Source organism: Pseudomonas sp. TE3728 (genome assembly GCF_056279145.1).
Map to the genome: position 1 here is coordinate 4,413,437 of NZ_JBWBQT010000001.1, position 26,943 is coordinate 4,440,379.

Consider the following 26,943-nt stretch of genomic DNA (forward strand, 5'->3'; position numbering starts at 1 on the left):
CTCTCGGGTTACCAAGCCCGGTCGCTGAATTGGCAGCGACGGCAGAAGGGTAACGTGCAGGCTGATCTCCTGCAACCTCCGAGAGTCGTAGGGATTTTCTTCAGAATCAGCCGGAAGAGGGATGATTCTGAAGGCGGCGACTTCGAGGACGATAAGGTCTTGACCGGGGGGACAGAACGCAAAAACAGCTTCGGCGGTTTTTTATCAGTAGCAGTTGTTTGGTTAAACCGAACAACTGCATTCTCAAGTAGCTCGCCCGGCATGGCAGCAGTGGCGTTCTGCTGCTATACAGCACAAGAGCATATTCAGTGCCTCGTCAAATAAAAGGAGCTCACGATGAAGGTTCTTGCAGGGTTGGTTGGAGGTTTAATATTAGCCATTCTTGTTTCGATGCTCGTAGTTATCGCAATCGCAGCATCGCCAAGTGTTAGCGGATTGAAAGGAGTCATTGCTTTCTTCGTAACATGGATCATTGCAGCAGCCATAGCTGTTTACGCTCCCACTCCTGGCAAGGCATGGCGTCGACTTCTAATCGCCTCAGGCATCGCTGCATTCATGCTCCCCTTATCCGGTATCATTTTCACGGGTAGCCATATCGCCACCATTAGTGGTGCTCACTCGGGCGCGGAAGCGGCAGGAGCAGCCATCGGTGGCACCTTGGTGAGTGGCTTTCTAGGGTTTGTTGGCTTCTTCCTAGGAGTTATCTTCCTTATCATCGGCTTGTTAGTGGGGCGAGATAAGCAAATCGTTTACATTCAGCCGCCACCAAATTCATAAACAAGCCCAATTGAAGGCCGCTCCTCCACGATTTTTTGTTTTGTAGTGAGAACCGAGCCTTCGGAGCGAGAAGCGTCGGCATTTTCAAGAGTGATTGCCGATATTTTGCTTGCGGGTCGGATGCGGCTCGACCAACTCCGGCTAGACGCCCTAAATACAGCGCCCACAAAAAAGCCCCAGCCCCCTGCGGACTGAGGCTTTCTCATTTCTACATATGGTGCCCCCCAGGCGTCGTTTGAACTGAGCTCTGCGGCACCCGTTTGCAAGGGGGTGGCTGGTTTTGTTTCGGTTAGGCATACACGTGGGCATACATGCTGATGAATGCTGGCAATTGCTGAGGCATGCAACGGCTACTAGCGTCGATGCCGTGCGACCACGAGCAATGAGTCGTTCAAGCTTTCTCTATCCGCCGAGAAATGTGCATCCCTATGGCAGTGCAACGCAGTTTGAAACTCGATCACTGACTTCAACGCTCAGTATATGATGGACGTCCAGGAAGCCAGTATACGAGCGACTTGCTCCGCAACCCGGCCGTTCACAACGCGCACCGCAACGATCTATGACCGCTCCACGGTATAAAACCTCCGGTGTGACAGGGAAATAACCCCTTTGCCCAGGAGATAGGACACGCTGGTGGCAGTTCTTTCATGCTCATCATCGTGCCGATTGCGGACTGAAACGTTCGATTAAAGGCGGAAGTCGAGCGGTATTGAGGTGCGTTCAGGCGCTGCTTTCGGGCTTTACGATGGGTCGGCGCACGTTAGAGCCAAAAGCGAGTGAAATTGGTTGTGATCTGTGCCACTTGTTTCAATTTTTCGGCAGAACTGAGACACTTCAGGCTGCTATAGCAAGCTCTTTTTAAGAGAATTGCTGTTCAGAGCAGGTCATCTCCTTTTCGACCGTCCACCGCTGAGCGATTTCGATAGGTACGCCCCTTGGCCGTGGTTTAGCGCTTCTGGGCAAAATATTCGACGGGCATTAGCTGCAACCTTTGGAAGCTTCAACTATGCCTTTGGCGACAAATCCCTGCCCAGCTGGCGGCCTGTTTAGGTTGCTCGTTGCTTTATTCTCAGTTTATTTCGTATGACTACCCAAGACATTGTCGGCAAGCTTTGGAACCTGTGCAACGTCCTCAAGGATGACGGGGTGACATATCATCAGTACGTCACCGAACTCACTTATTTATTGTTTCTGAAAATGGCAGACGAGACCGGCCAGGCGAGCCAGCTGCCTGCAAAATGCCACTGGGTTGATTTGCTAGCGCATAGCGCCCTGGAGCGCCTTGAATTCTATAAAGTCACGTTGATTCGCTTGGGTAGCCATGGCTCGCCGCTGGTTAAAGAAATTTTTACCAATGCTAGTAGTTTTATAAATAAACCAACTACGCTGTCCACCTTGGTTACCGAAATAGACAAGATCGACTGGTACAGCGCCCGCCAAGAGGGTCTAGGTGACATCTATGAGGGCCTTCTCGAAAAAAACGCCAACGAGAAAAAAAGTGGCGCAGGACAGTATTTCACTCCACGTGTGCTGATCGATAGCATGGTGTCGGTCATGCAGCCGAAGCTGAGCGATCGTATACAGGATCCGGCTGCCGGAACTGGTGGTTTCCTAATTGCCGCGCACCATTACTTGAAAAAGCACCACGACTTTGACGCGCTCACCGAGTCCCAGCAGCGTAAGCTGCGCCGTGCCACATTCTTCGGCATGGAGCATGTGCAGGATACGCACCGCTTGGCATTGATGAACCTCATGCTGCACGGCATTGAGAGTGCTGGTGATAGCGGCCCTGTGGATGGAGGCATCCATTATGGCGACACACTGGGGCCCGATGGTGAGGCCTTGGCCAAGGGTGGCGCTACCTTGATTTTGACCAATCCTCCCTTTGGTACCAAAAAGGGGGGCGGCCTACCTACACGTACTGACTTCACCTTCCGAACCAGCAACAAGCAGTTCTGCTTCGTGCAGCACATCGTGCGCTCGCTGAAGCCGGGTGGTCGTGCTGCGGTGGTGTTGCCCGACAATGTGCTGTTCGAAAGCAATGTGGGCGCCGAGATCCGACGCGACTTAATGGATAAGTGCAATCTGCACACTATTCTGCGCCTACCTACAGGCATCTTTTATGCCCAAGGAGTTAAGACGAATGTGTTGTTCTTTACTCGCGGTAAGAAGGACAGGGCCAATACTAAGCAAGTGTGGGTATACGACTTAAGAACCAATATGCCGCAGTATGGCAAACGCATTCAGCTTACGCGCGAAAACTTCGCGGAGTTCGAGTCGGCCTTTGGCGACGACCCGTGGGGCCAGCCAGCAAGCTTGGCCAGACGTCAGGATCAGGGCGAGCTAGGGCGTTGGCGCGTATTCAGCCGTGAATGGATTGCAGCTCGAGAGGACAATCTCGATCTTGCATGGCTGAAGGATGAAAGCGAGGGGGTAAGTGAAGTTCTACCTGAACCGGCTGTGCTTGCGCGTGAAGCAATGGAGGCATTAGAACTGGCCTTGGACGAGTTGCGCGGAATCCTGGCTGAATTGGGCGAGGATCTATTTGAGGTTGAGGCGTGATCAGGCTGCCACCGGGTTGGACTGAGTGTACTTTGGGGCAGCTTATCAATGGCTTTGAGACAGGTAGGAGTCTTCAAGCTTCAGGTACGCCTGCGCAAAAAGGCGAATTTGGTGTGTTAAAGATCAGCGCAGTGACATGGGGGCGCTTTCAACCAGAAAAGAATAAAGCGCTTTTCCCCGCTGACCTTCCCCTACAGCACGAAATAGTTCGTGCTGGTGATTTACTAATTTCGCGGGCGAATACTTCCGCTCTGGTTGGCGCTCCAGTATTAGTTGATAGCGACTACGAGTATCTAATGCTTCCGGACAAAATCCTGCGCGTGCTGTACAGGCGGGAAGCTGTAGATCCTCGATACCTATTACAGGCGTTGCGGTCGCACGGTGCACGTATGCACATGGAGTCCCAAGCTACCGGAACCAGTGAATCTATGCGCAATCTTTCGCAGCCTAAGCTGCGGGAAACGCCCATTCTGTTGGCTCCGCTTGCTGAGCAAAAGCGTATCGCCGATAAGCTCGATGCTCTGCTGATCCGTATTGATGCGTGCCGCCGCGTACTAGATTGCGTGCCATCGTTACTTAAGCGCTTCAGGCAGGCAGTCTTAACATCCGCCAGAAGTGGGGCGTTAACTGAAGAGTGGCGAAGCGGGTTACCGCCAGCATGGCCCCATGAACGTGCGGCGGATGTTTGCTCGAAAGTTCAAAGTGGCGGTACACCGCGAGAAGGGTTTTCCCAGACAGGCATACCCTTTCTGAAGGTTTATAACATCGTCAATCAGAAGGTATCCTTCGACTACAAACCTCAGTACATAACGCATGAAATTCACATGGGTTCGATGTCCAAGTCGCTCGCTATCCCAGGAGATGTGTTGATGAACATAGTGGGGCCGCCGCTTGGAAAGGTGGCTGTCGTTCCCAATACGTATCCGGAATGGAATATCAACCAAGCGATTACATTGTTCAGACCGAACGAACGGATTTCATCGGGTTGGTTGTATTGCGTTCTTTGTGAAGGTTCAAACATTGCCGAAATCGCCCACGAGACAAGAGGCTCTGCCGGTCAGTCAAACATTTCACTTACGCAATGCCGTAACTTTTTGCTACCTATTCCTCCCGCCGACGAACAGGCGGAAATCGTCCGTCGTGTTGAATCCCTCTTTGTACTGGCTGATACGCTTGAAGCTAAGTATAAAAACGCTAGCGCGCAGGTTGAAGGATTGATCCCTGCGTTACTCGCAAAAGCATTTCGTGGCGAATTGGTGCGGCAAGACCTGACGGATGAACCCGCCAGTCAAATGCTCGAACGCATCGCGGTTATGGCGGCGAATCAAAAGCCCATTGCAAAGAATCAAAAGCCGTTGAGGAGAGCGCTGTTGAAGTCCGCATCCAAGGATCAGCTGTCAGACATCGTTGGCCAAATGCCGAAAGATGGCTTTACGTTCGAAGAGCTCAGTCAAGTGGCTTCTCGCGACTACGAGTCACTCAAGGAAGAACTTTTCAGGCTGCTTGCCGATAAAAAATCTGGTTTCAAGCAGTTCTTCGATGACAATGCGAAATCAATGAAATTTAAGCTGGTGCGCGGATGAAACTTCTACGCGTACACATTATTGCTGCAAAGTCATGTGGCGGCTTATTGGACGGTCTCGATGTACGCCTGCGAGACTCATATAGCAGTGTGTCTGAGTTTCAGCCGCTCTGCCTCATTGGCCCTAATGGGGCGGGTAAGTCTCAGCTCATTCAGGTAATCGCGGAAGCTTTTCAATCTTTATTTCATGCTTCAGTTCCCAGCGAGGAGCGCACAGAAGGCAATGAAGACTTGCTGTTCGAGATTGAGTATCTAATCTCGGTTCCCGGGCAAGATAAACCTGTGCATGTCCTTGCTAGCCGGCTTTTGCACGGGCGCAAAAAGCCGATAATAACACTTGCCAAAAAAATGGAGGGCGGTGACTGGATAGATTGCAATTTAACTGACCGCTCGACTGTAGCGTTATTGCCAACGAAGGTCGTTGGTTATACTTCTGGGGCAAATGAGACTCTTAGTCTGCCGTTTCTAGTTTCCCGTAGCGGCTATGCCGACGAAGTGACCCGTCGTGCGTTAGATAAGTCAATGGAGTCAGAATCAGTTCCTGATACGAGGTTGATGCTGATCGATTATGGCACTCACTTAGAAGTGTTGGTGGCTAACCTTCTATTAGGAGCTGTCGAGCAGCGAGACGCTTTATTGAACGATGCGCGTGTCCAAGGTCTTCACTCTTTTCGATGTGTTGTTCAGCTTGCACACTCTGCGGCACCCAAGACTACAGCGCCAAAGAAAAGCAAGTACAGACGGAAAGGAATACAGCTCACCGGTGAGTTGGAGACGTACCTAGATCAGCTTCGGCGCTGCGCTACGTGCTATCACCATGAGCCTAACAGTGATAGCTACACGTTCGATTTTTTTGTGACGGATGAGACTCGTAAAGCATTCGCCACCTTTTGGTCTAGTGCTCTGGAGTTATACGCGGCACTTCACAAACTCGCGATGCTTAATGATCTCGCCATTCCCAAAGCTACTCGTGAAAGATTCAAGCGTGAAGCTCAAATGCGCAAATTCGCTTCTCGCTTGCCCGAACCGCAGGATGAGGACAAGGTATTTAGATTCGAGCGGGTCGTGTTCGACGCACAGGGGGACCGAGGAACGGTTGATTACGTTTCTCTTTCTGATGGTGAGCATCAGCAGGTGCAGCTCCTGGGGACGATGTGCATGATTTCTTTCCCAGAGGTGCTCTTCCTTTTAGATGAGCCAGAGTCTCACTTTAATCCGCAATGGCGGGTGAAACTCATGTCGAAGGTACTTAGTCTTCCAACAGCGAGCGGTGCTCGTAAAGATGAGTGCCCGGCATCCAGGCAAGACTGTCTACTGACAACACACTCACCATTTGTGCCCTCCGACATGCCAAAGGAGCGCGTGCTAATTTTTAGAAAGAATATAGAAACTGGGAAGATTGAAGTACGTCATCCCGATGTCGAAACGTTCGGGACGACATTCGATTCGATTCTGGCGGAGTGCTTTGAAATACGACCTCCAATCTCTGACGTTCCCAAGGCGATGATTGAAGAACTAAAAGCATCGGATGATCCGCAGGTGATACATGATCGCATGCAGGAACTGGGGGATTCGGTCGAAAAAATAATGCTCGCGGATCGTGTACGCCAACTGCGACGGAAGTCGGGGGACTGATATGCTTTTTGGCTACCCGATTGCGGTCACCGCAGAGAACTGGTTACACGACAGTCTCGTAGCCGCAGTACAGCGCATACATGAACTCGTTGATGAGCGGAAGAGAATGCCAAGTTGGCCTAACATTCTTCCTGACGCATATCGGGTAAAATTGTCAGGGAGAACGGGCCTTGCAAAACGGCTGAAGGATTACGCAAAAGCTATTAGGGCACTTACTCCGGCGCAGCGTCAAATTGTCCTTGAGGCGCTCGAAGGCCAGAATAGAATCTCAGATCTGCTGACTCGCCATTGCGATTGTGATGAACTCGCGGATCTTCCAGCTGCTGCTCAGCAACCGGCGAAAGCTCTTTTCACTTTTGCGTTTGGTCTGCTGACTGAGTATGAGATTCGTCAGCGCCAGTACAAAGCTTTGTGCGGGAGTATTCCTGCACGTGTGTGTCCATTCTGTGGGTGCGAAGGTCTTGATGCACCAGGAGCGCCGCAAGAAGATTTAGATCACTACATCCCGCGTTCTAAGTATCCTTTTGCCGCCGCGAACCTTCGAAACTTGGCTCCAATGGGCGGGCGTTGCAATGCAACCTACAAGCGCGCGCAGGATCCACTTCGAGGCAGCGACGGTCAGCGCCGACTTGCGTGTGATCCCTATGTCACGAACGGACTAGTAGTCTCGCTAAGTAACAGCGTTGTCGACGAATTGACGCCTGGCCCCATTGTTACTGATTGGGTGATCGAGTTTTTTCCGATGGACGAGGCGGTTGAGACTTGGGATGAGATCTTCCATATCAAAGAGCGTTGGAAGCGCGATGTTTTAGATGACATCACTTTCAATCAGTGGCTCAGTGATTTTCGAACCTATTGTTTCACTGCAACCCTTCAATTTGCAGGAGACGATGACGTGGCTGATGCAGTGAGTCGCTATGAGCAGTATCTCACTGGATGTGGTTTTAGCGATCGAGCGTTCCTGAAGGCCGCCGTCTTTAGGTTTCTACTTCGCCGATGTGCCGCTGGCTGCCAACGTCTGCTACCAATACTTCGGGATTTGACGGGGGCGCCACAACCACCTGTGTTAGTTGCAGTGGTTTAGTAACTGGCGATCTATAATCTGAGGCCTGTTGGTGTTCTTCTGTTGCGATGGCAACGAAATTCCTTACTCGTAACTGATTAATAGGGTCCAAAGCGTGAGGCTATCCCTCCAATGAGTTACAGTTTTTTATGCAACAGATCAGAAGGTGCTTGTTCGGCCGAAGGCCACAGTTCCGTTCAAAGAAATCCTGCTGCATATAGCTTTCCCATCACCCACAAAAAAGCCCCAGACCCTAAAGATCTGAGGCTTTCTCGTTTCTACATATGGTGCACCAGGCGGGATTCGAACCCACGACCCCTGCCTTCGGAGGGCAGTACTCTATCCAGCTGAGCTACTGGTGCGATGCGGGCGCCATGATACTCATATGCGCTGCGGGCGTCCATGCTGCTGAATCGTCTGCCTTTTTCAAAAGCGTAACCTGCGTTTGCTACGCTGATCTGAAAAAATAGGCAAATGCGGCGTTTTCGTTCTTTTTTTCGAACAGCCTATTGTCCTTTACCCCCTTTGATCCTAGGATTCGTTTGAGATTTCAAACGCTCTTGTCTGGGTGCTGAACCGCACGAGTTCGATTTGTGCGCTATTTATGTGCTTCAGCCCGGTGAATGATTTCCCTGACGGCAGCCTATAAGGCGCCTTTCTACAATCATAATTCGCTCCGCGTTTGCCGCGGTGCTGTTAAGGAAAGCCGACATGCAGCTTAAAGACACCCAGTTGTTCCGCCAGCAAGCCTTTATCGATGGCGCTTGGGTCGATGCGGACAACGGTCAGACGATCAAGGTCAATAACCCGGCAACGGGCGAAATTCTGGGCACTGTGCCGAAAATGGGCGCTGCCGAAACCCGCCGTGCGATTGAAGCCGCTGACAGAGCGCTGCCGGCCTGGCGTAGCCTGACCGCCAAGGAACGCGCGAACAAGCTGCGTCGCTGGTTCGAACTGATCATCGAGAACCAGGACGACCTGGCGCGCCTGATGACTCTGGAGCAAGGCAAGCCATTGGCTGAGGCCAAGGGCGAGATCGTTTACGCCGCTTCCTTTATCGAGTGGTTCGCTGAAGAAGCCAAACGCGTCTACGGTGACGTGATTCCGGGCCACCAGCCAGACAAGCGCCTGATCGTGATCAAGCAGCCGATCGGCGTGACCGCTGCGATTACTCCGTGGAACTTCCCGGCCGCGATGATCACCCGTAAAGCCGGCCCGGCCCTGGCCGCTGGTTGCACCATGGTGCTCAAGCCTGCTTCGCAAACCCCGTTCTCGGCGTTCGCCCTGGCTGAACTGGCTCAGCGTGCCGGTATTCCGAACGGCGTGTTCAGTGTGGTGACCGGCAGCGCCGGCGATATCGGCAGCGAGCTGACCGGCAACCCGATCGTGCGCAAACTGTCCTTCACCGGTTCGACCGAAATTGGCCGTCAGTTGATGACCGAGTGCGCCAAGGACATCAAGAAAGTCTCGCTGGAACTGGGCGGTAACGCGCCGTTCATCGTGTTCGACGACGCGGACCTGGATAAGGCCGTCGAAGGCGCGATCATTTCCAAGTACCGCAACAACGGCCAGACCTGCGTCTGCGCCAACCGCCTGTACATCCAGGATTCGGTCTACGACGCGTTCGCCGAAAAACTGAAAGTGGCCGTGGCCAAACTCAAGATCGGTAACGGTCTGGAAGACGGCACCACCACTGGCCCGCTGATCGACGAAAAAGCCGTGGCCAAGGTGCAAGAGCACATTGCTGATGCCGTCGGTAAAGGCGCCACCGTGCTGGCGGGCGGCAAGAGCATGCAAGGCAACTTCTTCGAGCCGACCATCCTGACCAACGTGCCGAATAACGCTGCCGTGGCCAAGGAAGAAACCTTCGGTCCATTGGCGCCACTGTTCCGCTTCAAAGATGAAGCTGACGTGATCGCGATGTCCAACGACACCGAGTTCGGTCTGGCCTCGTACTTCTATGCTCGCGACCTGGGCCGTGTGTTCCGTGTGGCTGAAGCCCTGGAATACGGCATGGTCGGCGTCAACACCGGGTTGATCTCCAACGAAGTCGCGCCGTTCGGCGGCATCAAGGCGTCGGGCCTGGGCCGTGAAGGCTCCAAGTACGGCATCGAGGATTACCTGGAAATCAAATACCTCTGCCTGGGCATCTAAGGCAAGGCATTGCTTCAAGCGCAAAGGGCACGAGAGCGCTGTCCCTTTGCGCGCTTCAAACGGAATTTTCTCTGTGGCCGGGAAAGCTGTGGCAGTCGATCATCGCATGCTGTCGTAGTTGCCTCCCCGCCGCATTTTCCTTGAACCACGCCGCCCGATGAGCGGTGAATGAGGACACTATGAGCAAGACTAACGCATCCCTGATGAAACGCCGCGAAGCCGCTGTACCGCGCGGTGTTGGCCAGATTCACCCGATCTTCGCCGAGTCCGCGAAGAACGCCACCGTGACCGACGTTGAAGGTCGCGAGTTCATCGACTTCGCCGGCGGTATCGCCGTGCTGAACACCGGTCACGTGCACCCGAAAATCATCGCCGCCGTGACCGAACAGCTGAACAAGCTGACCCACACTTGCTTCCAGGTTCTGGCGTACGAGCCGTACGTGGAAGTGTGCGAAAAAATCAACGCCAAGGTGCCAGGTGATTTCGCCAAGAAAACCCTGCTGGTGACCACCGGCTCCGAAGCCGTGGAAAACTCCATCAAGATCGCGCGTGCAGCCACTGGCCGTGCCGGTGTGATCGCGTTCACCGGCGCTTACCACGGTCGCACCATGATGACCCTGGGCCTGACCGGTAAAGTCGTGCCTTACTCGGCCGGCATGGGCCTGATGCCAGGCGGCATCTTCCGCGCGCTGTACCCGAACGAATTGCACGGTGTGAGCATCGACGATTCGATCGCCAGCATCGAACGCATCTTCAAGAACGACGCCGAGCCGCGTGACATCGCTGCCATCATCATCGAGCCGGTTCAGGGCGAAGGTGGTTTCTACGTCGCGCCTAAAGAGTTCATGAAGCGTCTGCGCGCTTTGTGCGACCAGCACGGCATTCTGTTGATCGCTGACGAAGTACAGACTGGCGCTGGCCGTACCGGCACTTTCTTCGCCATGGAACAGATGGGCGTTGCTGCCGACCTGACCACCTTCGCCAAATCCATCGCTGGCGGTTTCCCGCTGGCCGGTGTGTGCGGCAAGGCCGAATACATGGACGCCATCGCTCCAGGCGGCCTGGGTGGTACTTACGCCGGTAGCCCGATCGCTTGCGCCGCGGCCCTGGCCGTGATGGAAGTGTTCGAAGAAGAGCACCTGCTGGATCGCTGCAAAGCGGTTGGCGAGCGTCTGGTAACTGGCCTGAAAGCCATCCAGGCCAAATACCCGGTCATCGGCGAAGTACGTGCTTTGGGCGCGATGATTGCGGTCGAGCTGTTCGTCGACGGCGACAGCCACAAGCCGAACGCTGCTGCTGTGGCATCGGTTGTGGCCAAGGCGCGTGACAAGGGCCTGATCCTGCTGTCGTGCGGCACCTACGGCAACGTTCTGCGCGTACTGGTACCGCTAACCTCGCCGGACGAGCAACTGGACAAAGGTCTGGCGATCATCGAAGAGTGCTTCTCTGAGCTCTGATTGATTTGTGATCTGATCGACAAAAAACCCGCTTCGGCGGGTTTTTTTATGGTGCTTGAAACACATCAGGGCAATTGAGCTGTATCGAATGGCCATCATTGACTAAGGTGCAAGCATTGCCGTTGGAGTGTGCGATGACTGCTGTGGTGTTACCCGCTGTGCCGCGTGTGCTGATTGCCGAGGCCGACCCCTGGTCCCGCGACCTGCTCAAGCAGGTGTTGTTGAATGTGCGCTGCGACGCGCGGCTGGACCTGTGTGCCGATGGCCAGGAAACCTTGCAGCTGTTGGCGGAAAACCCTTATGACCTGGTGATCGTCGACTGGGAGTTGCCTGGCGTTGATGGCCTGAATGTTCTGCGCAGCGTCCGGCAGCGTAAGCGTAATCCGCCGCTGCCCTTCATTCTGATGAGCAGCCGCAACGACAGCGCCAGCGTGCGCGAAGTCTTGCCCCTGGCGCCCACGGCGTACCTGACCAAACCCTTGAACATCGAAAACCTGACCCAGCGCCTGCAGGATTTGTTGCTGAACGCCGGCGAAGAGGTGTCCTGTGAGGCGCCGTCATTGGCGCCAGGCATGACCTTGTCGGTGTACCTGGAGCGACGTCGCGAACTGGCGGAGGGTGCGCCGTTGATGACCGATGTGCAGGTGGCGATCAAACGTAGCCTCAACCCCAATGGCCTCGATCTGACGCGGCTGGAAGACGAAATCCGCACTGATCCGCAAATTACCGCTGTCCTGATCGCCGCCGCCAACAGCGCAGCCCAGCATCATGGTGTCGCTGTGCAAACCCTGGCCCAGGCGCTGCAACGCTTGGGCACCGGGCAAAGCATGAACCTGATTCTGGGGCTCGCTCTCAAACGCAGTGCCCGGCTCAGTGATCCGCAGCTGGCGGACTATGCCGAGCGTTATTGGCAGTTGTCGCTGCACACCGCCGAATACGCCCGGACACTGGCGCGTTTGCTGGATCTGGATCAGGCGCGCTGTTATTGCGCAGGCATGCTGCATTGCCTCGGCGACCTGGCGTTGCTGCGTTGTTTGCAGGAGTGGAAGGAAGCTGGCGGTGAGCTGGATGAATGGCAGGAAGTCGGCGATGCATTGGCCGAGTTCGGCGCGGCCTATGGTTCGGCGCTACGGACCCGCTGGCGGCTGCCCTTGGAGCTGCGGGAGCTGATTGCGGCGGTTTACCAGTTCGGTGGCGGGGTTTACTCCCGAGAAGCGCTGGTGATGAACATGGCCGCGCAACTGGCGCGCCTGACCGAGCATGAGGGGATCGAGGTGCTGGCCAAGAGCCGCACAGCGCGATTGCTCAAGATCGGATTGCCGGAGCTGATGCGTTTGCGCAAGAAGTGAATCTGACACGAAACCCTGTGGGAGCGGGCCTGCTCGCGATAGCGGTTGATCAGCCAACATCAATGTTGAATGTCAGCACCTCATCGCGAGCAGGCTCGCTCCCACATTGGTTTGGTGTTGAACCGGAATTTTGGGCTCAGCCAGAGATAATCCGGTTCTTACCCTGGCGCTTGGCCTGGTACATCGCCGCATCGGCGCGGGCGAACAGGCTGTCGATGCTTTCATCCTCGTGTGTGAGGCTGCTCAGGCCCTGGCTGACGGTGATGCCGAAGGTCTGGTCGTCATGGTTGAAGCTTAACCGCTGAATTTCCCGTTGCAGGCGCTCGGCCACTTGCATGGCCATGTCCGGTGCGCAGCCGGGAAACACTGCCGCGAATTCTTCACCGCCGATCCGTCCGAACAGATCACCACGCCGCAGGGCCGCGCGACCGCTCTCGGCGATGCGTTGCAGCACCTTGTCGCCTTCCTGATGGCCGTAGGTGTCATTGACCACTTTGAAGTCATCGATGTCCAGCAGCAGGAACGCCATCGGCGCACCGTTCAACCGCGCCTGCTCGAATTCGCGATGGGCGCATTCGAAGAAGTGTCGGCGATTGCTGCTTTGGGTCAACACGTCGGTGCTGGCCAGATGTTGCAGCTGGGCTTCCATCTGCTTTTTTTCGGTGATGTCTTCGGCAATGCCGACGATGATCACCGGTTGACCCGGCTCGGCCTGACGGTTGATGAAACACTTGTCGCTGAGCCAGCGCACCTGGCCGTCGGCAGCGATGATGCGGTACTCGCGGTCTTCAACGGCGCCTTTGACCAGCACCTGCGCGAGGCTGCGCTCGGCGTAGTCCAGATCGTCGGGATAGACGCTGTCGCGCCAGTGGTTGTAGTCGGACAGCAACAGACCGGCGGGGCGGCCGAAAATCCGTTCATAGGCCGGGCTGACGTAAAGCACCTGGCGGGTTTCCCAGTTATATGCCCAAAGCACGGCGTTGACGCTGACCAGCAGCGAGCTGAACAGCTGTTCGCGTTCGCTCAGGCGCGCCACTTCACCCTGGGCATGCATCAGCGCCATCAGGGTTTGCGCGGCCTCGGGCCACTGTGGAAGGGATGTGTCTTGTAGGTTTTTATGGACCATCGGCACAAATCTCAAAGGGCATGCCGCTATGTCGACAGCGGCCAGAAACAGAGCCCGCCTGGATGGCGAAGTGTCTTTGAGATAGGGGATTTGGAGCGAAGTTCCCGGTATTTGTGGTGATGGGGGAGGAGGCCGCTGGGCGGTACTGGCGACGCGTTTTTTTCAACTAAAACGCGTCGTCAGGTTTTACGTCTGCTGCGCAGCCGAGCGGGAGCAAGCTCCCTCGCCAGGCAAGCCTCTTCAGCAGAGGCAAGCCGTTATCAGAGGATCAGGCGTTGGCAGGGCGCAGGGAGTAGGTTTTCAACTGGCCGGCGAAGTCACGCAGGGATTGAATCCCGCTGGCCTCGGCCTCGTGTACCCAATCCTTGATGGCAGCCAGCATGTCGTGACCATTTGAGCTGGTCTTGACCCAGATCTGTTGCAAGGCCAGGCGTTTCTCGTAAATTACCTTCAGCGCCTGGCTGTGCTCGAGCATGGTCTGGATGCGCATATGGTGCTTGTCGTCCAGCAGGCTGGTTTCCCGCGACAGCAAACGCTTGGCCCGGTGGAACTGATGACGGACCGAGTGATCGACCTTTTCCAGCTCTTGCTTGACCAGCGGCGCGATCACCAGCTTGCGGTACTGGGCCATGATCTGGAAGCGGTTGTTGAGGATTGCCATGGCAGTGTCCATGTCCAGGCTGCCTTTGCCTTCAACGCGGTGGGCGATCGGCGCAACCCGCTGGACCTTGGCCAGACGCAGGAAGCTGAAAACCTGGATCCAGGCCCAGCCGAGGTCGAATTCCCATTTCTTCACCGACAGTTTGGCGGAGTTAGGGTAGGTGTGATGGTTGTTATGCAGTTCTTCGCCGCCGATCAGGATGCCCCAAGGCACCAGATTGGTCGCCGCATCGCGGCATTCGAAGTTGCGGTAGCCGATGGCATGGCCCAGGCCATTGACCACGCCGGCGGCCCATACCGGGATCCACATCATCTGGATAGCCCAGATGGTGATGCCGATGGTGCCGAACAGTAGTAGGTCGATGACGCCCATGATCGCCACACCCAACAGCGGGAAGCGGCTGTAGAGGTTGCGTTCGATCCAGTCTTCGGGGCAGTTCTTGCCGTAGATGCGCAGGGTTTCGGGGTTTTCCGCTTCGGCGCGGTACAGCTCGGCGCCTTTGCGCAGAACGGTGGACAGCCCTTTGATGACCGGGCTGTGCGGGTCGTCGACGGTTTCGCATTTGGCGTGGTGTTTGCGGTGGATAGCTGTCCACTCGCGGGTGTTCTGCGCCGTGGTCAACCACAGCCAGAAGCGGAAGAAATGTTTCAGGCCGGCATTGAGCTCAAGCGAGCGATGGGCTGAATAGCGATGCAGATAAACCGTGACGCCGACGATCGTCACATGGGTCATCAGCAGGGTGACTGCCACCAGTGACCAGGGCGATAAGCCAAGAAAACCTTCGTACCACATAGCCTATAGGACCCTCGATAAAGAAAAAAACAGCCGTTGCATTATCACTTAGCCCACAGATAAAACCAGTCGCCCTTTCAGATAAGAGTGGCTGGATGTGTCTTTAATCTATAATTCCAGCCTTTTTACAGGGACATGGACGCTCTAATGTCAGCCACCTATCGCGATGCTTTGCGTGCAGCGCTGCTCTACCTTTTGCTTTCCGTAACCTGGCTCCAGTTTAGTGGTTATTTATTGAACAGGTTCTTCGATAATTCCACCGACCTGCTGCGCTGGCAGCTGATCAACGGTTATGCCTGGGTGGCGTTCAGTGCCGGGCTGATCTTCATTGCACGGGCACGATTGTTTCGCTGCCTGGGTGTCGGCGCCAAATTGCGCGAGCGCAATGCCGACCGGGAGCGTTTGCGTCAGGCGGCAGCGGTGTTCGATTGCACCCGTGAAGGGGTGCTGGTCACTAATAGCAACGGGTTGATCGTCCATGTGAACCGGGCGTTCATGGAAATCACCGGCTACCAGCGCGAGGAAGTGCTGGGGCAACGACCGAACATGTTCAAGTCGGGTCATCACCCGCCGGGTTTCTACCAAGCGATGTTCACGACACTCGACAGCCTCGGCGAGTGGAGCGGGGAAATCTGGAACCGTCGTAAAAGCGGGGAGATCTACCCGCAATGGCAGACGATCCGCCTCATTCGCGACGAGCAGGGTCGGCTCAGCCAGTACGTTGCGGTGTTTTCCGACATCAGCGCGATCAAGAACTCCGAACATGAACTGACGCGCCTGGCCCATCACGATCCGCTGACCGATCTGCCCAATCGCCTGCTGCTCACCGACCGCGCCGGGCAGGCCGTGGCTTCGGCGCAGGTCCATAAGCGCGGTTGTGCGTTGTTGATGATCGACCTCGATCATTTCAAGTTGATCAATGACAGTCTCGGTCACAGTGTCGGTGATCGGTTGCTCAAGGCCATAGCTGAGCGCCTGAATGCCTTGTTCGACCCGGGCATCACGCTGGCACGGCTCAGTGGCGACGAATTTGCGGTATTGACTGAAAACTGCCCGCAACCGGGGCACGCCGCGGCACTGGCTCAGCGGGTCATCGATGGCCTTAAAGAGCCGTTCCAGATCGACGGGCATTCGCTGTTCATCAACGCCAGCATTGGCATCAGCCTGTTCCCCAGCGATGCCTTGAGCGCCGAGCAGCTATTGCGCAACGCCGATTCGGCGCTGTTCAAGGCCAAGAGCGCTGGGCGCGATGGCTATGCCCTCTACACCGAAGAATTGACTGCGCATGCCCAGCAGCGCGTCGAGATCGCGTTCCAATTGCGCCAGGCGCTGGAGCAGGAGCAATTGCGGGTTTATTACCAGCCCGTGCATGACCTCAAAACCCGTCGCCTGATCGGCGTCGAGGCGCTGGTGCGCTGGGAGCATCCGCAACGTGGGTTGGTGTCGCCGGCTGAATTCATCCCCATTGCCGAACGCACCGGGCTGATTGCCGAGATCGATGCCTGGATCATGCGTCAGGCCTGCCAGCAGATGTGCCAGTGGCAAGCGGCGGGCGTGGTGTTATCGTTTGTCGCGGTGAACGTTTCTTCTCGCCTGTTTGCCCGCCGCGAGTTGTATCAGCAAGTGGCCCAGGTGCTGCACGACACGGGCCTGGATCCGGCGTATCTGGAGCTGGAAGTCACCGAAAGCGCGGTGATGGAAGACCCGGAAGTGGCGCTGGAGCAGATGCATCGTTTACGCGAGTTGGGCGTGCGGCTGGCCATTGATGATTTCGGTACGGGCTATTCATCATTGCTGCGGCTCAAGCGACTGCCGGTGCAGAAGCTCAAGATCGATCAGGGATTTGTCGCAGGGTTACCGAGTGATGAGGATGACGTGGCGATTGTGCGGGTGATTATTGCGCTGGCGCAGAGCATGGGGCTGCAAGTGCATGCCGAGGGGATCGAGCAGGTCGAGCAGGCGAGTTTCCTGCTCGAACACGACTGCGATCTGGGGCAGGGGTACTGGTTTGGGCGGCCAGTGCCGGCGACATTATTGGATTGGGCCGGGCGCCAGTGATTGGATGAGCGCTTGATGTTCATTCCCACGCTCTGCGTGGTAATGCATCCAGTGACGCTCTGCGTCACCTCTCGATCAGGGACGCAGAGCGTCCCGGGCGGCATTCCCACGTGGAGCATGGGAACAATCAGTCTTTTGGTTATATAAAAATTCTTAAATAGTCTTTTTAAGAATATATGCGCCTATCTACTATTGCTCTCACGCCGTAAGCAGTGCCCGCCACTGCCAGGCATATCTCATTAAGGAGCAGCACCATGAGCGCATCCCTACGTAGTGTTGACGGGCAGGACGAAGCCACCATTTTGCGTGAGATCCAAAGCGCTTTACGCGATCTGCGCTTTGGCGCGGTGGAAATCACCGTGCACAACGCCCAGGTGGTTCAGATCGAACGCAAAGAGAAATTCCGATTGCAGAACCCGGGCAACAAACCGAGCTGAAACGAAAGATCAAAAGATCGCAGCCTTCGGCAGCTCCTACGCGCCTGTGGGCGCCGCCGAAGGCTGCGATCTTTGAACAGGCAACCCGATTCCAGAAATCCATAAGAAAAGCCAACACACCAAGAATTCCAGGAGCTTTCACCATGTCGTCGATTCGTCATTTTGCTTTGGCCGCCCTGGCCAGTGCCCTTTTTGCGGGTTCCGCGGTTGCCAAGGATTACGAGCTGCTCAACGTGTCGTATGACCCGACCCGTGAGCTGTACCAGGAGTACAACGCCGAGTTCATCAACTTCTGGAAAAAAGACCACGCTGGCGACAACGTGAAAATCCAGCAGTCCCACGGTGGTTCGGGCAAGCAGGGCCGGGCGGTGATCGACGGTCTGCGGGCCGACGTGGTGACCCTGGCCCTGGCCGGTGACATCGACGAAATCGCCAAGCTCGGCAAGAGCCTGCCGGCCGACTGGCAGAAGCGCCTTCCGGAAGCGAGCACGCCTTACACCTCGACCATCGTGTTCCTGGTGCGCAAGGGCAACCCGAAAGGCATCAAGGACTGGGGCGACCTGACCAAAAACGGCGTGGAAGTCATCACCCCGAATCCGAAAACCTCCGGCGGGGCGCGCTGGAATTTCCTCGCGGCCTGGGCCTATGGCCTGAAAGCCAATGGTGGTAACGAAGCCAAGGCTAAAGAGTACGTGCAGACTCTGTTCAAACACGTGCCTGTGCTGGACACCGGTGCTCGCGGTTCGACCATCACCTTCGTCAACAATGGTCAGGGCGACGTGTTGCTGGCCTGGGAAAACGAAGCCTTCCTGGCCTTGAAAGAAGACGGCGGTGCTGACAAGTTCGACATCGTCGTGCCTTCGCTGTCGATCCTGGCCGAACCACCGGTGGCCGTGGTCGACAAGAACGCCGAGAAAAAGGGCAACACCGACATTGCTGAAGCGTATCTCAAGCACCTGTACAGCCCGGCCGGCCAGGAAATCGCGGCGAAAAACTTCTATCGTCCACGTGACAAAGAGGTGGCCGCCAAGTACGCCAAACAGTTCCCGACACTGGAACTGGTGACCATCGACAAGGACTTCGGTGGCTGGAAAACCGCGCAACCGAAATTCTTCAATGACGGTGGCGTGTTCGACCAGATTTATCAGGCGCAGTAACCTGAAATGGATCAGTCAATGGACCTGATTCCAGGCAGTTAAGGTGCTGAACCTGTGGGAGCGAGCCTGCTCGCGATGACGGCGGTACATTCAGCATAAATGTTGGCTGACCCGCCGCTATCGCGAGCAGGCTCGCTCCCACAGGGACTGCAGTGTCCAAATCCTTAACTGGCTGGCATTAGCCAACAGGCCCCGATTTCACCGTCGGGGCTTAGCGCGTTCTCAACCAAGGACTTTTATGTCGCGTCGTATCTCCCCCGTCATACCCGGCTTCGGGCTGACGCTGGGCTACACCTTGGTGTACCTCAGCTTGATTGTGCTCATTCCACTGGCGGCGATGTTCGTGCATGCCGCTCAACTGACCTGGGAGCAGTTCTGGGTCATCATCTCGGCGCCACGGGTGCTGGCGGCGTTGAAGCTGAGCTTCGGCACCGCGCTCTATGCCGCGATCATCAACGGCATCATTGGCACGCTGCTGGCCTGGGTGCTGGTGCGCTACACGTTCCCGGGGCGAAAAGTCATCGACGCGATGATCGACCTGCCGTTCGCATTGCCCACTGCGGTGGCCGGTATCGCGCTGACCGCGCTGTACACCCCCGCTGGCCTGGTGGGTCAGTTCGCTGCGGACCTGGGTTTCAAGATCGCCTACACCCCCCTCGGCATCACGCTGGCGCTGACTTTTGTGACGCTTCCATTTGTGGTACGTACGGTACAGCCTGTACTGGCTGATATCCCCCGTGAAGTAGAGGAAGCGGCGGCTTGCCTGGGGGCGAAACCGTTACAGGTTTTCCGCCATATTCTGGTGCCGGCGCTGCTGCCAGCCTGGCTGACCGGTTTTGCTTTGGCCTTTGCCCGTGGGGTCGGCGAGTACGGTTCGGTGATTTTCATCGCCGGCAACATGCCGATGAAAACCGAAATTCTGCCGCTGCTGATCATGGTCAAACTCGACCAGTACGATTACACCGGCGCCACCTCCATTGGTGTACTGATGCTGGTGGTTTCCTTTGTCCTGTTGCTGCTGATCAACTTGCTGCAGCGGCGCATCGAAACCCCATAAGGAGGCGCGAAAAATGTCCCAATCGTCTATTGCAGCAGCCTCCTCGAACGCCGCCCGCCGTGGCAGTGCCACGTCGCGGCGACTCCTGATCGGCCTCGGCTGGCTGATCTTTGCACTGTTTCTGTTGTTGCCATTGTTCATCGTGGTGTCCCAGGGCCTGAAACTGGGCCTGGGTGCATTCTTCACCGCGATCTTCGAGCCGGACGCCTTGTCGGCGTTGAAACTCACCGTGATTGCGGTGCTGATCTCGGTGCCGCTGAACCTGGTGTTCGGTGTCAGTGCGGCGTGGTGCGTGAGCAAATACTCGTTCCGTGGCAAGAGCATGCTGGTGACGCTTATCGACCTGCCATTCTCGGTGTCGCCAGTGATCGCAGGCCTGGTCTACGTGTTGATGTTCGGCGCCCAGGGGCTGTTCGGTCCGTGGTTGCAGGATCATGACATCCAGATCGTCTTCGCCTTGCCGGGCATCGTGTTGGCGACGATTTTCGTCACCGTGCCGTTCGTGGCCCGTGAGCTGATCCCGCTGATGCAGGAACAAGGCACTCAGGAGGAAGAGGCCGCGCGCCTGCTTGGCGCCAATGGCTGGCAGATGTTCTGGCACGTCACCGTTCCCAATATCAAATGGGGCCTGATCTATGGCGTGGTGCTCTGCACTGCGCGAGCGATGGGGGAGTTCGGTGCGGTGTCGGTGGTTTCCGGGCACATTCGCGGGGTGACCAACACCCTGCCGCTGCACGTCGAGATCCTCTACAACGAATACAACCACGTGGCCGCGTTCGCCGTGGCGAGCCTGTTGCTGATCCTGGCGCTCTTCATCCTGCTGCTCAAGCAGTGGAGCGAAAACCGTATTAACCGCCTGCGCGCCAGCGCCGCGGAGGAATAAGTCATGTCGATCGAAGTGCGTAACGTCAGCAAAAACTTCCACGCGTTCAAGGCGCTGGACAACATCAGCCTGGACATTCAAAGCGGCGAGCTGGTGGCGTTGCTGGGGCCGTCCGGCTGCGGCAAGACCACGTTGCTGCGGATCATCGCCGGCCTGGAAACCCCGGATCAGGGCAACATCGTGTTCCACGGAGAAGACGTCTCCGGCCACGACGTGCGTGATCGCAATGTCGGTTTCGTGTTCCAGCACTACGCTCTGTTCCGGCACATGACGGTGTTCGACAACGTCGCGTTCGGCCTGCGAATGAAGCCGAAAAACCAACGCCCGAGCGAGAGCCAGATCGCGGTTAAAGTCCACGAACTGCTGAACATGGTGCAACTGGATTGGTTGGCCGATCGTTACCCGGAACAACTCTCCGGCGGCCAGCGTCAGCGCATCGCATTGGCCCGTGCCTTGGCGGTGGAGCCGAAGGTTTTGCTGCTCGACGAACCCTTCGGTGCGCTGGATGCCAAGGTCCGTAAAGAGCTGCGTCGCTGGCTTGCACGGCTGCACGAAGACATCAACCTGACTTCGGTGTTCGTGACCCACGACCAGGAAGAGGCGATGGAAGTCGCCGACCGTATCGTGGTGATGAACAAGGGCGTGATCGAGCAGATCGGCTCACCGGGCGACGTCTACGAAAACCCGGCCAGCGATTTCGTCTATCACTTCCTCGGCGACTCGAACCGTCTGCATTTGGGCGAAGACCGGCACGTGCTGTTCCGTCCCCACGAAGTGTCGCTGTCGCGGCATGAGCTGGAAGATCACCATGCGGCGCAAGTGCGGGATATTCGTCCGTTGGGCGCTACCACGCGGGTGACGTTGAAGGTCGAAGGCCAGAGCGAGTTGATCGAGGCTGAAGTGGTGAAAGACCATGACAGCCTGGTTGGATTGGCCAAGGGTGAGACGTTGTTCTTCAAGCCCAAGGTCTGGCAGAAAGTCGCCAACCTCTAAGATCAAAAGATCGCAGCCTGCGGCAGCTCCTACAGTGGATCCGGGTTGAGCACACATTTGTGGCCAACCGAAAACCCTGTAGGAGCTGCCGCAGGCTGCGATCTTTTAAAGCGGCCTAAGCCGCCGCTTTTTTCGGATTGATCCGCACACCACCCACTCGCGCCTCGATCTGCTCTTTCAGCTCGCGCCGCATTCCGAGCAAAAACGCCAACTCAACCACCACGAACAGCGGCCCGACAATCAACCCGGTCACATCATCGACAAACGCCGGTTTGCGTCCTTCATAGTGGTGACCGACAAACTGAATCGCCCACCCCAGCACAAACATCCCGATGCCGCTGGCCAGCCACACCAGCGTACTTTGCTGTGCGAGAACCTGACCCGCCCAAATACACAGACCGAGCAACACGGTCATCAACACCCCAAGACGCACCTCCAGGCGCAAGTAAAACCACGCCGATGCCATCGCGACCAGCACTGCCGGCGAAATCCAGCCTGCGCCCCATTGCGGCCGCGACAGCAACACCGCAACCGCCACTACAATCAGCGGGATACCGATAAAGTGGCTGGCAATATTGCGCGGGTCACGGTGGTAGGCGGCGTATTGACTGAGATGGTCAACGAGGCTTTTCATTGTTATTCCTCCTGTAGGGTGATGGATGATGCCCCGGGTTACATCTCTCGCTCTGTCAGCCAGGCGACAATCTCCAGGAGTTTTCATGGACATGCAGGTTTGGCGTTCGCGCCTGGATACGGGGCAGTGGTTCAGTCATTTACCTGTTCCTTTACAGGATAGTCTGCTGGCTGCGGCCCGGGTTCGGCGCCTGCCGTCGGGGCAACTGCTATTCAAACGCGGTGATCCGCCGTGCGGGCTGTATGCAGTGCTCGAAGGGGCGGTGCGTATTGGCGCGGTGAGCGAGCAGGGCAAGGAAGCGCTACTGAGCCTGGTGGAAGCCCCGCACTGGTTCGGCGAAATCTGCCTGTTCGATGGCCAACCGCGAACACACGATGCCTACGCCGTTGGCCAGTGCACGTTGTTGCACATCCCGCAGGCGACACTACTGAAGGTACTCGACCAACAACCGGTTTACTGGCGGCAACTGGCGTTGTTGATGAGCCACAAACTGCGCCTGACCTTCATCAACCTCGAACAGCTGAGCCTGATGCCTGCCCCGGCACGCTTGGCTCATCGCTTGCTGATGATCGCCGAGGGTTACGGTGAAATCGACCCGCCGCGCCGTGTTCTGCAACTGCCTCAGGAGCAACTGGCGTCGATGCTGTCGCTGTCGCGCCAGACCACCAACCAGCTCCTCAAGGATTTGCAGGGGCAAGGGGTTGTGGATCTCAAGTACGGCGAGATCGAGATTCTGGATGCCGAGCGGTTGCGGGCGTTGGCGATGATTTGACGTGCACCTGTAGGCGCTGCGAAGACTGCAATCTTTTGAAATCACCACGGTATTGATGGGCTTTATCCGCGAACGCGCCTAGCCTGTGACGACGACAATCGAGGTGTGCCATGCGTGTGTTGCTAGTGGAAGACGAACCCGAGACCGCCAGCCTCCTGGCCAAAGGCTTGAGCGAAGCGAGTTACGCGGTAGATGTGGCGCTCAATGGCATGGACGGCCGGCGCTTTATCGAATCCGGCGAATACGAACTGATCATCCTCGACGTGATGCTGCCGGGACTCAACGGCTGGCAGTTGCTGCAACAGATCCGCAAGCTCGGCGACACGCCGGTGCTGCTCCTCACCACCAAGGATGGCATTGAAGATCGGCTGCGCGGGTTGGAATTGCATGAAGATGATTACCTGCTCAAGCCGTTTGCCGTCAGTGAACTGGTGAAGCGGGTGCGCAAGCTGTTGCGGCGGGATCGCGGGCGATAGCGGTTTCAGTGGTGTTTGAGAAATGGTTATCGCGGGCAAGCCCGCTCCCACAGTGGTTCTGGGTGAATCACAGCAACCGAAAACCCTGTGGGAGCGAGGCTTGCCCGCGAAGAGGCCGGAAAACTCAAAACACCTCTCGGATCTGTCACTGCAACCCATCCCGAAACTGCCCCGGCGTCATTCCGGTCCAGCGTTTGAACGCGCGGCTGAAGCTGCTGGTGTCGGCGAACCCCAGCAGATAACTGATTTCGCCCAACGAGCACAGTGGGTCGCGCAGATGCAGCAGTGCCAGGTTTTCCCGGCTTTCATTGAGCAGCGTATCGAACCGACAACCTTCATCCGCCAAGTGCCGTTGCAGGCTGCGTAGACTCAAGTGCAGCGCCTGGGCGATGCGGTCGGCCGACGGTTCGCCTTCGGGTAATTGCTCTTCAATGGCGTCACGAACCTTGCGCTCCCAGGTCAGGGGTTTGAGTTGCGCCAGGGTGCGTTTGAGCACGGTTTCGTTGTGTTCGGCCAGTTCCGGGTTGGCGTCGTCCAGGTGACTGTCGAAATCCACCAGGGCGAATTCCAGTCGGTCTTCATCGGCGTTGAAATACACCGGCGAGCGGAACACTTTGTGCCATTGGTGCGGGTCGGCCGGTTCCGGACGACGCAGGTAGACCGCCAGCGGGGCGTAGTCACGGCCCAGGCGATTGCGGCAGGTGCGCACGTAAATCGCCGCGAAGGCGTCGATGGCCTCGAAGGCTGGCGCGGGGTTGCCTTGGGGGATTTTCAGGCGGAAGTAGTAGCGATCCTCGGCGCGGATCAGTTCCAGATCCAGCGCGTCGCTGACCACGTGGTGATAACGCACGATGCGCTCGAAAACTTCCCGCAGGCTGCCACTGGCCACCAACGCATAACCCAGCGCATGAAAGGTGGTGGGGCTGACGAAACGCGACACCCGCAAGCCAATCGCCGGGTCGCCGCTGACCTGCACCGCGATTTGCCACAGGCGCGTGGTGCCGGACAACGGGTAACGGGCGTTCGGGTCGTCCATCAACTGCGGGTCGAGCCCCGCCTGTTGGCACAGGGTAGTGCTGTCGAGACCCAGCGCTTCGAGCTGCTTGCGCAGGGCACGGGTCCAGCTGGCGAGGGAGGTCGGTTCAGTCATGTTGAATGGCGCGTCCGGTCAACAGGTTGGCGTTCACGGCTACCGCTCCGTACAGCATCGCAAGGCAGGATGCGAACATCAATAACCAGAGGATGGAAGCATGGACGGTACTTGTGCAAGTCCCCAGCGACTGAATGCAGCACAGCGATCAGCGCATATTCGCCAGGTGGTATTGGCCAAAGGCGTCGAACTGCGTCAGCGCTACCCGATTCTCAACCATCAGGACGCCTTGGGCGCAGGTATTCTGGCTTTCGCGTTGGTCGGCATGATCGCCTCCGCAGCGCTGTACATCACCGGGTACATGGCTTGGTGGGTATGCCTGTTGCTCAACGCGTTTTTCGCCTCGCTGACTCATGAGCTGGAGCATGACCTGATCCACAGCATGTACTTCCGCAAACAGCGCGTGCCGCACAACCTGATGATGGGCCTGGTATGGCTGGCGCGACCGAGCACCATCAATCCCTGGATCCGCCGTCATTTGCACCTCAATCACCATAAGGTGTCCGGCACCGACGCCGACATGGAAGAGCGGGCGATCACCAACGGTGAGCCGTGGGGAATCGCGCGGCTATTGATGGTCGGCGACAACGTGATGTCGGCGTTCATCCGCATGCTGCGGGCCAAGACCCGGGCGCACAAATTCAGCATCATCAAGCGTTTTCTGAAGGTTTACGCACCGCTGGCGCTGGTGCATTGGGGAGCGTGGTACGTGTTTCTCGGTTTTCACGTCGCCAACGGCATTGCGCATTTGCTGGGGGCGCCCATCGAATGGTCGGCGACTACTTTGGCGGTAATGCAGGTGATCGACATCGCGGCCGTCGTGATCATCGGCCCCAACGTATTGCGCACGTTCTGCCTGCATTTTGTCAGCTCGAACATGCACTACTACGGTGACGTGGAGCCGGGGAATATGATTCAGCAGACTCAGGTGCTGAACCCTTGGTGGATGTGGCCGTTGCAGGCGTTCTGCTTCAACTTCGGCAGCAGCCACGGGATCCATCATTTTGTGGTGAAGGAGCCGTTTTACATTCGGCAGATGACCGTCCCGGTGGCGCACAAGGTGATGCGCGAGATGGGGGTGCGGTTCAATGATTTCGGCACGTTCGGGCGGGCGAACCGGTTTGTGCGCAAGGAGTCGGTGGTGGCAGAAGAGATGCGTTCAGTCAGGGCTTGATGGGGTGTGGTTCAGGGCCTCTTCGCGGGCAAGCCCGCTCCCACAGGTTTTGAGTTGGCCACAAATTTTGTGTTCACTCCGACCCACTGTGGGAGCGGGCGTGACCACGATGAACCGCTTATGTCGTCAATGAAGGGATGTATAGCGATTTCTGACTTAGAACAAAGAGAGTTAATGAGTGCTTGAATTTGGAATAGGTTATGAAGTGTTTGCATAGTGCTTATTGCATTTTTGTAGAAAAATAATGGCTTTCTTGCATGGACAAAGTTCAAGGGGCGAACCATGCTCAGTGGCGTGAGTTTCCAGGAGGAAACTTGCTCTCATCGGAAGATACTTATTTAAACGATAAAGGAAGTCGAACCATGTCGAGCATTAATGGTACTTACGTGAACTCCAACACCGGCGCCAAACTGGTAATTACCGATGGTAATGATTCGAATGGCACATTCAGTGGCTCGTTCAGTCAAGGTGATGTGAACTACGAAGTCAGTTATGGGCACTACCACTTTCAGAACAGCACCGGGCAACCGACCATCATCACCTTTACCGGTTTGAATGATGGCACTGGGTATCAGGCTTGGGCACTGTTTTCACCGGATCATAACTATTCCCGACTTCGGGCTGCGGGTGCGCGTAATAACTTTGATGGTGATGTAGTATTGTTGGGCGGAGAGTTCGTCAAGCAATAAGAGTTGTTGTAGTTGTCAACAGGCTGGTGCATTAACAGTGCATCAGCCTGTTTTGGTTTGTGAGCGCCATAACCAATTTTTGCAAAATATTTGAATTATTTTTTTGTCAGTATTCGTCTGGATTCTTTCGTAAGTTCATGCCTTCTACGAATAATTTCAATTTTTTAAAAGCATCGCCATATGTCTGTTGGCTACAAGCCTAGTATGACGTGGCGTGGCACTCTCATGGCCTTTAATATTCTATTTTTATCTAAGTATAATTTTAAAAATTACTTTGAGAAATAAGCGGCTGGCCCAATGATTCA

21 protein-coding genes, 1 tRNA gene and 1 pseudogene are annotated in these 26,943 nt (G+C 56.4%); 18 read left to right on the forward strand and 5 right to left on the reverse strand.

The genetic code is table 11. The features are described 5' to 3' along the window. Positions 1–336: 336 nt before the first annotated feature. The 5 genes from ACZ89R_RS19340 to ACZ89R_RS19360 all read left to right on the forward strand — a co-directional run bounded on the left by ACZ89R_RS19340 (position 337) and on the right by ACZ89R_RS19360 (position 7,640). Positions 337–777, forward strand: a complete 441-nt coding sequence (locus tag ACZ89R_RS19340; RefSeq protein ID WP_429544895.1) for a hypothetical protein — start codon at positions 337–339, stop codon at positions 775–777. Between the two features lie 1,083 nt (positions 778–1,860). Continuing rightward, positions 1,861–3,339, forward strand: a complete 1,479-nt coding sequence (locus ACZ89R_RS19345) for a class I SAM-dependent DNA methyltransferase (RefSeq protein WP_429544894.1) — start codon at positions 1,861–1,863, stop codon at positions 3,337–3,339. A 32-nt stretch (positions 3,340–3,371) separates the two neighbouring features. Next, positions 3,372–4,922: a restriction endonuclease subunit S gene (locus tag ACZ89R_RS19350; RefSeq protein WP_429544893.1), complete on the forward strand. Its 1,551-nt coding sequence runs from the start codon at positions 3,372–3,374 to the stop codon at positions 4,920–4,922. Beyond that, positions 4,919–6,556 carry a restriction system-associated AAA family ATPase gene (locus ACZ89R_RS19355; RefSeq protein WP_429544892.1) on the forward strand — a complete coding sequence of 546 codons (1,638 nt, stop codon included), beginning with the start codon at positions 4,919–4,921 and terminating at the stop codon, positions 6,554–6,556. The genes ACZ89R_RS19350 and ACZ89R_RS19355 overlap by 4 nt, the downstream gene beginning before the upstream one ends. 1 nt (position 6,557) lies before the next feature. Further along, the gene (locus ACZ89R_RS19360; RefSeq protein WP_429544891.1) at positions 6,558–7,640 is read left to right on the forward strand and encodes a hypothetical protein; all 1,083 of its coding nucleotides are present in this window, start codon (positions 6,558–6,560) and stop codon (positions 7,638–7,640) included. Positions 7,641–7,904: 264 nt separating this feature from the next. On the opposite strand, the gene ACZ89R_RS19365 is transcribed toward ACZ89R_RS19360, so the two are convergent. Further along, positions 7,905–7,981, reverse strand: a tRNA-Arg gene (locus ACZ89R_RS19365). 349 nt (positions 7,982–8,330) lie between these two features. Between ACZ89R_RS19365 and gabD the strand changes: the two genes are divergently transcribed. The 3 genes from gabD (at position 8,331) to ACZ89R_RS19380 (ending at position 12,579) form a co-directional block, all read left to right on the forward strand. Beyond that, positions 8,331–9,773, forward strand: a complete 1,443-nt coding sequence (gene gabD, locus ACZ89R_RS19370) for an NADP-dependent succinate-semialdehyde dehydrogenase (protein ID WP_429544890.1) — start codon at positions 8,331–8,333, stop codon at positions 9,771–9,773. 179 nt (positions 9,774–9,952) lie between these two features. After that, complete coding sequence (gene gabT / locus ACZ89R_RS19375; protein WP_007899625.1) at positions 9,953–11,230, forward strand: 4-aminobutyrate--2-oxoglutarate transaminase; 1,278 nt, start codon at positions 9,953–9,955, stop codon at positions 11,228–11,230. Positions 11,231–11,364: 134 nt separating this feature from the next. After that, a complete protein-coding gene (locus ACZ89R_RS19380) occupies positions 11,365–12,579 on the forward strand; it encodes an HDOD domain-containing protein (protein WP_429544889.1) in 1,215 nt (404 codons plus the stop codon). A gap of 136 nt (positions 12,580–12,715) precedes the next feature. Here ACZ89R_RS19380 and ACZ89R_RS19385 read toward each other — a convergent pair whose 3' ends face one another. Beyond that, on the reverse strand, positions 12,716–13,705 hold the full coding sequence (locus ACZ89R_RS19385) for a GGDEF domain-containing protein (RefSeq protein ID WP_429544888.1): 990 nt from the start codon (positions 13,703–13,705) through the stop codon (positions 12,716–12,718). Between the two features lie 268 nt (positions 13,706–13,973). Next, complete coding sequence (gene desA, locus ACZ89R_RS19390) at positions 13,974–15,158, reverse strand: delta-9 fatty acid desaturase DesA (protein ID WP_063341922.1); 1,185 nt, start codon at positions 15,156–15,158, stop codon at positions 13,974–13,976. A 147-nt stretch (positions 15,159–15,305) separates the two neighbouring features. Between desA and dibA the strand changes: the two are divergent. The 6 genes and pseudogenes from dibA (at position 15,306) to ACZ89R_RS19420 (ending at position 21,743) form a co-directional block, all read left to right on the forward strand. Continuing rightward, positions 15,306–17,224: pseudogene (dibA, locus tag ACZ89R_RS19395) on the forward strand (phosphodiesterase DibA). A 246-nt stretch (positions 17,225–17,470) separates the two neighbouring features. Next, positions 17,471–17,653, forward strand: coding sequence for a sulfur starvation response protein OscA (gene oscA / locus ACZ89R_RS19400; protein WP_007941032.1), 183 nt, complete (start codon positions 17,471–17,473; stop codon positions 17,651–17,653). A gap of 143 nt (positions 17,654–17,796) precedes the next feature. After that, on the forward strand, positions 17,797–18,810 hold the full coding sequence (locus tag ACZ89R_RS19405; RefSeq protein ID WP_007899632.1) for a sulfate ABC transporter substrate-binding protein: 1,014 nt from the start codon (positions 17,797–17,799) through the stop codon (positions 18,808–18,810). Positions 18,811–19,048: 238 nt separating this feature from the next. Then, positions 19,049–19,867, forward strand: a complete 819-nt coding sequence (gene cysT, locus ACZ89R_RS19410; RefSeq protein ID WP_429544887.1) for a sulfate ABC transporter permease subunit CysT — start codon at positions 19,049–19,051, stop codon at positions 19,865–19,867. 13 nt (positions 19,868–19,880) lie between these two features. Continuing rightward, on the forward strand, positions 19,881–20,750 hold the full coding sequence (gene cysW / locus ACZ89R_RS19415; protein WP_429544886.1) for a sulfate ABC transporter permease subunit CysW: 870 nt from the start codon (positions 19,881–19,883) through the stop codon (positions 20,748–20,750). A 3-nt stretch (positions 20,751–20,753) separates the two neighbouring features. Beyond that, on the forward strand, positions 20,754–21,743 hold the full coding sequence (locus ACZ89R_RS19420) for a sulfate/molybdate ABC transporter ATP-binding protein (protein ID WP_429544885.1): 990 nt from the start codon (positions 20,754–20,756) through the stop codon (positions 21,741–21,743). Between the two features lie 115 nt (positions 21,744–21,858). Here ACZ89R_RS19420 and ACZ89R_RS19425 read toward each other — a convergent pair whose 3' ends face one another. Beyond that, a complete protein-coding gene (locus ACZ89R_RS19425; RefSeq protein WP_429544884.1) occupies positions 21,859–22,377 on the reverse strand; it encodes an Mpo1 family 2-hydroxy fatty acid dioxygenase in 519 nt (172 codons plus the stop codon). Positions 22,378–22,462: 85 nt separating this feature from the next. Here ACZ89R_RS19425 and ACZ89R_RS19430 point away from each other — a divergent pair, with 85 nt between their 5' ends. Further along, positions 22,463–23,149, forward strand: a complete 687-nt coding sequence (locus tag ACZ89R_RS19430) for a Crp/Fnr family transcriptional regulator (protein WP_429544883.1) — start codon at positions 22,463–22,465, stop codon at positions 23,147–23,149. Positions 23,150–23,259: 110 nt separating this feature from the next. Then, complete coding sequence (locus ACZ89R_RS19435; protein ID WP_030131593.1) at positions 23,260–23,625, forward strand: response regulator; 366 nt, start codon at positions 23,260–23,262, stop codon at positions 23,623–23,625. A gap of 145 nt (positions 23,626–23,770) precedes the next feature. Here ACZ89R_RS19435 and ACZ89R_RS19440 read toward each other — a convergent pair whose 3' ends face one another. Then, positions 23,771–24,775: an AraC family transcriptional regulator gene (locus ACZ89R_RS19440; protein ID WP_429544882.1), complete on the reverse strand. Its 1,005-nt coding sequence runs from the start codon at positions 24,773–24,775 to the stop codon at positions 23,771–23,773. Between the two features lie 100 nt (positions 24,776–24,875). On the opposite strand from ACZ89R_RS19440, the gene ACZ89R_RS19445 reads away from it, so the two are divergent. Both ACZ89R_RS19445 and ACZ89R_RS19450 read left to right on the forward strand, forming a co-directional pair. Continuing rightward, positions 24,876–25,949, forward strand: a complete 1,074-nt coding sequence (locus tag ACZ89R_RS19445) for a fatty acid desaturase (protein ID WP_429544881.1) — start codon at positions 24,876–24,878, stop codon at positions 25,947–25,949. 257 nt (positions 25,950–26,206) lie between these two features. Further along, positions 26,207–26,638, forward strand: coding sequence for a hypothetical protein (locus ACZ89R_RS19450; protein WP_429544880.1), 432 nt, complete (start codon positions 26,207–26,209; stop codon positions 26,636–26,638). Positions 26,639–26,943 lie beyond the last annotated feature (305 nt).

What these genes read in the sequence shown, in the direction of transcription:
- ACZ89R_RS19425 (WP_429544884.1), bottom strand. Translation starts at nt 22,377, where the DNA reads ATGAAAAGCCTCGTTGACCATCTCAGTCAATACGCCGCCTACCACCGT.
- ACZ89R_RS19420 (WP_429544885.1), top strand. Translation starts at nt 20,754, where the DNA reads ATGTCGATCGAAGTGCGTAACGTCAGCAAAAACTTCCACGCGTTCAAG.
- ACZ89R_RS19345 (WP_429544894.1), top strand. Translation starts at nt 1,861, where the DNA reads ATGACTACCCAAGACATTGTCGGCAAGCTTTGGAACCTGTGCAACGTC.
- ACZ89R_RS19435 (WP_030131593.1), top strand. Translation starts at nt 23,260, where the DNA reads ATGCGTGTGTTGCTAGTGGAAGACGAACCCGAGACCGCCAGCCTCCTG.
- ACZ89R_RS19385 (WP_429544888.1), bottom strand. Translation starts at nt 13,705, where the DNA reads ATGGTCCATAAAAACCTACAAGACACATCCCTTCCACAGTGGCCCGAG.
- ACZ89R_RS19450 (WP_429544880.1), top strand. Translation starts at nt 26,207, where the DNA reads ATGGACAAAGTTCAAGGGGCGAACCATGCTCAGTGGCGTGAGTTTCCA.
- ACZ89R_RS19355 (WP_429544892.1), top strand. Translation starts at nt 4,919, where the DNA reads ATGAAACTTCTACGCGTACACATTATTGCTGCAAAGTCATGTGGCGGC.
- ACZ89R_RS19445 (WP_429544881.1), top strand. Translation starts at nt 24,876, where the DNA reads ATGGACGGTACTTGTGCAAGTCCCCAGCGACTGAATGCAGCACAGCGA.
- desA (WP_063341922.1), bottom strand. Translation starts at nt 15,158, where the DNA reads ATGTGGTACGAAGGTTTTCTTGGCTTATCGCCCTGGTCACTGGTGGCA.
- ACZ89R_RS19440 (WP_429544882.1), bottom strand. Translation starts at nt 24,775, where the DNA reads ATGACTGAACCGACCTCCCTCGCCAGCTGGACCCGTGCCCTGCGCAAG.
- gabT (WP_007899625.1), top strand. Translation starts at nt 9,953, where the DNA reads ATGAGCAAGACTAACGCATCCCTGATGAAACGCCGCGAAGCCGCTGTA.
- gabD (WP_429544890.1), top strand. Translation starts at nt 8,331, where the DNA reads ATGCAGCTTAAAGACACCCAGTTGTTCCGCCAGCAAGCCTTTATCGAT.
- ACZ89R_RS19430 (WP_429544883.1), top strand. Translation starts at nt 22,463, where the DNA reads ATGGACATGCAGGTTTGGCGTTCGCGCCTGGATACGGGGCAGTGGTTC.
- ACZ89R_RS19360 (WP_429544891.1), top strand. Translation starts at nt 6,558, where the DNA reads ATGCTTTTTGGCTACCCGATTGCGGTCACCGCAGAGAACTGGTTACAC.
- cysW (WP_429544886.1), top strand. Translation starts at nt 19,881, where the DNA reads ATGTCCCAATCGTCTATTGCAGCAGCCTCCTCGAACGCCGCCCGCCGT.
- oscA (WP_007941032.1), top strand. Translation starts at nt 17,471, where the DNA reads ATGAGCGCATCCCTACGTAGTGTTGACGGGCAGGACGAAGCCACCATT.
- cysT (WP_429544887.1), top strand. Translation starts at nt 19,049, where the DNA reads ATGTCGCGTCGTATCTCCCCCGTCATACCCGGCTTCGGGCTGACGCTG.
- ACZ89R_RS19340 (WP_429544895.1), top strand. Translation starts at nt 337, where the DNA reads ATGAAGGTTCTTGCAGGGTTGGTTGGAGGTTTAATATTAGCCATTCTT.
- ACZ89R_RS19380 (WP_429544889.1), top strand. Translation starts at nt 11,365, where the DNA reads ATGACTGCTGTGGTGTTACCCGCTGTGCCGCGTGTGCTGATTGCCGAG.
- ACZ89R_RS19405 (WP_007899632.1), top strand. Translation starts at nt 17,797, where the DNA reads ATGTCGTCGATTCGTCATTTTGCTTTGGCCGCCCTGGCCAGTGCCCTT.